5 protein-coding genes and 1 CRISPR repeat array are annotated in these 5564 nt (G+C 70.0%); all 5 genes read left to right on the top strand.

Annotated elements, in window-relative coordinates; genetic code table 11:
- Positions 1-440: type III-B CRISPR module-associated protein Cmr5 (gene cmr5, locus MJ797_RS20715; protein ID WP_239339370.1), on the top strand; the 440-nt coding region annotated here is incomplete at its 5' end.
- Positions 437-1444, top strand: coding sequence for a type III-B CRISPR module RAMP protein Cmr6 (cmr6, locus tag MJ797_RS20710; RefSeq protein ID WP_239339347.1), 1008 nt, complete (start codon positions 437-439; stop codon positions 1442-1444). The genes cmr5 and cmr6, both read left to right, overlap by 4 nt.
- On the top strand, positions 1441-2334 hold the full coding sequence (locus tag MJ797_RS20705) for a hypothetical protein (protein WP_239339343.1): 894 nt from the start codon (positions 1441-1443) through the stop codon (positions 2332-2334). Before cmr6 ends, MJ797_RS20705 begins: the two co-directional genes overlap by 4 nt.
- A complete protein-coding gene (locus tag MJ797_RS20700) occupies positions 2331-3785 on the top strand; it encodes a hypothetical protein (protein ID WP_239339341.1) in 1455 nt (484 codons plus the stop codon). The genes MJ797_RS20705 and MJ797_RS20700 overlap by 4 nt, the downstream gene beginning before the upstream one ends.
- The gene (locus tag MJ797_RS20695) at positions 3785-5047 is read left to right on the top strand and encodes an RAMP superfamily CRISPR-associated protein (protein WP_239339330.1); all 1263 of its coding nucleotides are present in this window, start codon (positions 3785-3787) and stop codon (positions 5045-5047) included. The genes MJ797_RS20700 and MJ797_RS20695 overlap by 1 nt, the downstream gene beginning before the upstream one ends.
- A gap of 286 nt (positions 5048-5333) precedes the next feature.
- Positions 5334-5526: a CRISPR direct-repeat array (repeat unit 37 nt; unit sequence CTCGCTAACCCCAGCCCGATCATGAGGGCATTGAAAC).
- Between the last annotated feature and the right edge of the window lie 38 nt (positions 5527-5564).

The raw sequence follows: 5564 nt of genomic DNA, 5'->3' as shown, positions 1-5564 counted from the left end.
CGGAGATCACGGCGCGGACGGCAGCGGGGGGATGTCTGATGGCCCGGCGTGACCAGAAGCTGGCGGTCGTCTCCTGGCAGCTCGTTGACGGGGTCAAGGATCCGGCCCGGCCGCACTTCCGCAGCCGGGCGATGAACCTCGGTCCGATGCTGGTCGGTTCCGGTCTCGCGGCGACCGCGGCCTTCCACGAGGCCAAGGCCGGGCCTGGCCAGTCCGCCAAGCCGCTGAACCAGGCGTACCGGGTCCTGGTCGACGCCCTCGCCAACTATGTGCTCGGCAGGTCCGACGCGAACGGCAGGGCCTTGGTCCTGGATGTCGGGACGATGGACATCGCCGACTACCGCCGGGCGTCGGCGGACGCCCGGGCGTTCGCGCTGTGGGTCCGCCGCGCCGCCGAGGCGTTGATCCCACCGGCCGCCCAGGACGAGGCGCGGTCGTGACCCGCCTTGCCGGCCCGCTTGGCAACGTCGTCACCTACTCACCGGCGGGCAACGAGACGCCGGGTTTCATATTGATCATAAGTGGTGGCGGGAAGCCCGTCATGGCGAGCGCGAAGACAGCCACCGCGAACGGCGGGCTGCTGTTGCGTCGTGCGATCTGGGAGGAGATCGCGCCGGCCCAGCGGGAGGCGGCCGAGCGGGCGCTGCGGGAGGCGACCGCGCGCGCCCTCGACCCGTCCGGTCGATTGCTGGAGGCGGCTCGGCTCCGCCGGGCAGCCGCTGTCGCCCGCTTGGCCGGGCGGGGCCGCATCGTGCGGGCGCTGCGGGTCCGGCCGGTATGGCGGGTGGTCATCGGTCTCGGTGAGCAGACGCCGGCGGAGATCGGCATGAGCGTGCACGGCACCTACGGGGTTCCGGTCCTGCCTGGCTCGGCGCTCAAGGGCGCGGCTCGGGCCTGCGCGCGGGAGGACTACCCCGAGTCTTACGGGGATTACGGCCGGATCGCGTTCGGGAAGGAACCGGGTGAGGCTCGCCGGGCGGGCGAGGAGACCGGTACCGATGAGGACGCTGGCGAGAGCACCGGCGACGAGGTGCTCGCGGACGGGCGGTTCATGTTTCTCGACGCCCTGCCGGAGCTGCCGGCCAAGGCCGCCGGCACCGGGGTCGAGATCGACATTATGAACCCGCACGTCCCGGAGTACTACGGAGATCCCGCGGCTGCCGCACCCGCCGAGTACCAGCAGCCGGTGCCCGTGGCTTTCTACACGGTGACCTCCGCGGTCACCTTCACCATTTACCTGGTCGGTCGAGGGCACGACCCGGACCTGCCCGAGCTCGCCGCTTCCGACGATGAAGACGGCCCTGTCGCGTGGCTGTCGACGGCGCTGCGGGACCGGGGCCTCGGCGCCAAGACAAACGCCGGCTACGGCTATTTTTCCGTCGAGATCGCTGACACCGCCGAGACAACTGCCGCCGGACCAGCCCGTCCGAAGGACCGACGATGACCGTTCACCTGTTGCCGTGCGGCACATCCGTACTGGCGAACCTGCTGCCGCCCCGGTCGGTCACCTCGCTGAGCCGGGATGATGTCGGCACGATAACGGCATGGGCAGGCCGGGAACTCACGGCGGGCGCGCTCGACCGGCCCGAGACCTGGGCGGAGTCCTTTCACACCGAGGTCGGCCCGTATCTGGAGCCGATTGTGCGTTGCCCGCATCCGGTAAGGCTCAGTGCTGAGATCGCAAGCCTGCACAGCTACCGGGCAGCCATATCCGATGACCGAGTGGTTCTGCTGGCGTCCGACACGGCGGAGGGCATGCTTGCCGCCCTGTTGAACGCCGCCCGGTTCCGCCGGCCCGTGCGGGTGCATGCCCGGCCTGTCCTCGACGGCACCGCCGATGGAGTGTTGCTCCGCGCGGAGGCCGCCGGGGAACCGGTGCACATCCTGCGCATCCCGCGATTGCTGCCGGACAAGACGGAGACGTTCACCGAGGCCATGGAGAACGTGGCGAAGGCGCTGGTCTGGTCCGCGCTGCTCCACCGCCCACCGAGAGCGGAGCTTGCGCTTCACCTGTCCGGGGGATACAAGGCGACGCTGCCGTACCTGGTTGCGTTCGCGGAGTACCTCAACGGCGAACGTCCACCGGTGCGGGCATTCTGCCTGCACGAGGGGGGCGCGGAGAATCCGGACCCCGGCCTGGTGGAAATCTACCTGCGGGCCATCAGGACCAAAACGGACATGGCGGAGCTTGCCGCCGCCGAGACGGGTTGCCTGCCAACAGATACCGAGCAGCTGCTCGGCTTCGCCTACCGGAACGTCCACGCTCGCGCCGAGCTCACTCCGCTCGGCTGGGGTCTCGCGGCGATGCGTCCCTATCTGGCGGGTACGGTGTGACCACACTCGCCCAGCTGCTCGAGGACGGGCTGCCCGCTGGGATGATCGCGGATGCCTCCGCCTGGACGGCCAAGGCCGACGATTTCCCCCGGCCCGTCGGCGGGGGCAGCACCAGTGGAGTCCGCTTCATCGCTGGCGGGGTCAGCGTCAGCCTGCCCGAGATAGACGAACGCTGGGGCGACCCGGCTGATGCGGCCACGGCCGTGTGCACGCTGGCCGAACAGGTACGCGGCAGGGAACCCGGGATTCTGACGAGGAGTTTCCCCGCGCTTGCCGTCGAGCTCGTCCGGGGCGGGCCGCGACCGCGGTTTCCCGCCGAGCGGGGCTGGCTGGTCGCTGTCCGGCTTGCCGAGGCCGTCCGTATCGTCCTGGAGGATGCGGCGACCGCGGGGGATGTCACCGCGGCACGTGTGCTGCCGTTGGTCCACCGCACGCGCTTCCTGCTCCTGTGGGCGCCGCGTCGGTTTCCCGCTGTGTCGTTTCCGGTCTCGCAGGCGCTCGGGTCCCCGGACGCGCTCGTCCCGCGCGCCGAACAGGCCCGCCTGGACTGGGCGCTCGACCTTGTCAACCACGAGGAGCACCTGCGGTCGTTGTCCTGGCAGCCGGGATTTCTGGAGCGGGAACTGCGGCGGCTGGTCTTTGTGGATCACGTCGGCACAGGCCGGCGGGAGCCGCTTCCCGCACCGCTTCCCACGAACATGATGCCGCAGGCGGCAGGCGCGGATCCCGACCCGGGCTTCCGCGCCTGGCTGGCCCGGGAGGCTTTCCTGCCCCGGTTCATGCTGGGGCACACCTGGCGGGTGCTGCGCCCAGCGGTGGGACGCGGCCCGTTCGCGGTCCTCGCGCTGATGGCGATGCTGCTGCTGACGCCCGCGGTGGTGTCGGCGTCGGCGTTCGACGGGCACGTCGTCGGGGTCCTGCGTGGTGCGGCGGGGCTGACCGGGGCCACCTATCTTGTGATGTTCCTGCTCACCATGCGATGCCCGGAGATGACGAGCCTGTGGTGCCTTCGGCTACCGGCTGGCGCGGCGCTCGGCATGGTCGCGTTGATCTCGCTGGATGACGGGTGGGCGCGGACGAGTGGCCGGGCGGCCCCGCTCATCGCCGCCGCCGCACTGCTCGCGGCCGCCGCCGGTTACCTGGCGTTCGAGGCGCAGGCACACGGGGTTCCCTACGGGCGGGTACTCGCCGGGCGGGTACTGGCGGTGGTCGGGCTCGGCTTCGCGCACGCGGTCGGGGTGGCATCGCTGGTGCTGGCCCTGATCGTGCCGGCGGTGGGGCCGGGCCTCGCGGGGACGCTCGCCGGGCACTGCGCCACCCCACCGGCCGAACTGCTCACGCTTGCCGCCTCGGTCGGGCTCGCCGCGGGGGTGCTCCTGCAGATGCTGTGGGACGACCGTCCCGTCACCTATCCGCTCACCCATCTGCCGTGGAGAGGCCGGACCCGCTGATGACGCCCTGGATTCCCGTCGGTGTGACGGTTACGACCCCGATGTTCCTCGCTCCCGGTCCGGGTGCGCGCTCGGAGCTGCGGATGCCGGGGATTCGCGGGGCGGCGCGGTTCTGGTTCCGCGCGCTGGCCGCTCCCGTCTTCGCCAACGACTACGCCGCGCTGGCACGGGCCGAAGCCGAGGTGTTCGGTGCGGCCGGCGGCCAGTACGGCGATGCGCGTATCGGCCCTTCTCCGGTCGCCCTCCGCCTGGTGCGGCCGCCAACACTCGACCCGCCGCTGTCGCGGGCCGAGCTGCGCTCGCCCCGCTGGCTTCGGTTGCGATCCGTGGGCGAACGCGACACCCACGGCATCGGCTATCTGCTCGGCCAGGGTCTGTACCTGCCGCCGTCGTCAAAGGAGGACCGGGAACATCCCGAGCTCGCCCGGCCCGACCACATCCCCGCCGGAGCGACCGGAACGTTCGAGGTGCGGATCGGTGTACGCGGCGACGCGGTCTTCGCCGGCTACGTACGCGAGGTTACCGGGATCTCGCTGTGGGCGTTGGCGACCTTCGGGGGGCTCGGCGCGCGGGTCCGGCGTGGCTTCGGTGGAGTCACCTTCGCCGGGCTCGACCAGCTGTGCGCGACGATCGGCGAAAGCGTGGAGCCGTCCCGTGAGCACCCCGCCATCCTGCGCCTGCACGAACTCGTCGCCGAGCGCCATGGCCGCCCGCTCCCGCGCCGGAGCAGCCCGCGGCAGCTCGGTACGAGCACGGCGTGGCCGGCCGCCCCGACCTGGGCGCGCTGGCACATCCGCCAGTCGGGGCAGACCGGTTCGTGGCCGCAGCTCCTCCACCATGCCGGAGCCAAGCTGCGGGAGTTCCGCGCGCCTGTGGAGCGCGGGCCGGAGTTCAGCTCGTTCAAAAGGTGGGTGACACGCGAGTACACCGATGCCGTCGTGCCCACCCTGAAAGGTGATCGTCCCGCCAGCCGCGATTTCGAGATCGGTTCCTTCGGCCTGCCGGTCGTCTTCGGCAAGGACGCCGAGGCCAAACTCAGGCGGGGGAAGGATGAGCTGCGGCGGGCGTCCCCGCTGTGGATACGCGTCCAGCAGGACCCCGACGGCCGTTGCCGGCTGCTCTACCACGTCTTCGAGGCGACGATAGGCCCGGCCGGCGCCACCCTCGACCTGGAGACCAGGCGACGCCTACCCGAGCGGCTGGATCTTGACGAGACCATGGCCTACCGCACCATCGCCGACTTCCTTGCGACCGCACCGTGAGGTCCGACGTGAAGGTGCGCTCAGGATCCACAACCACAGCCACAGCCACGGATGCCTTCGGCGGAGGCAGCCGCACTCAGTCAAGCGGTCATGAACATGACCGGTACAGGCTCGGGCCGCGACCCGCGTTTTTGCCGTGATCCCCGACGGGTCTGTTTGCGCAGTTCGGACCATATATCGATCTTTCATGTCGACCAAATATCGATCTCCATCAAGATCCCCGACGTTCGGTCCCCGCAACGAGGTACCATCGTCGCAGCTCAGCGCCCCTCTCAAGGGGGGTGCTCTCGCTAACCCCAGCCCGATCATGAGGGCATTGAAACCTTTTGCCTGGCGCATGATTAGCGCCTCAAACATGTCCACTCGCTAACCCCAGCCCGATCATGAGGGCATTGAAACCCGAATTGCCTTGTCAATTTCTGCCCTGTTATGGGGTGCTCGCTAACCCCAGCCCGATCATGAGGGCATTGAAACTCATTACTTGCGCGTCAAGACGCTGCAAAATCACGCTCGCTAA

It is taken from the genome of Protofrankia sp. CiP3 (assembly GCF_917627345.1).
Taxonomy (GTDB): Bacteria; Actinomycetota; Actinomycetes; order Frankiales; family Frankiaceae; genus Protofrankia.
Note: the sequence above shows the minus strand (reverse complement) of the source record. Positions and strands in the feature narration are given on the sequence as shown.

Coding starts and splice junctions, on each gene's coding strand:
- MJ797_RS20705 (WP_239339343.1), top strand. CDS start 1,441: ATGACCGTTCACCTGTTGCCGTGCGGCACATCCGTACTGGCGAACCTG.
- MJ797_RS20695 (WP_239339330.1), top strand. CDS start 3,785: ATGACGCCCTGGATTCCCGTCGGTGTGACGGTTACGACCCCGATGTTC.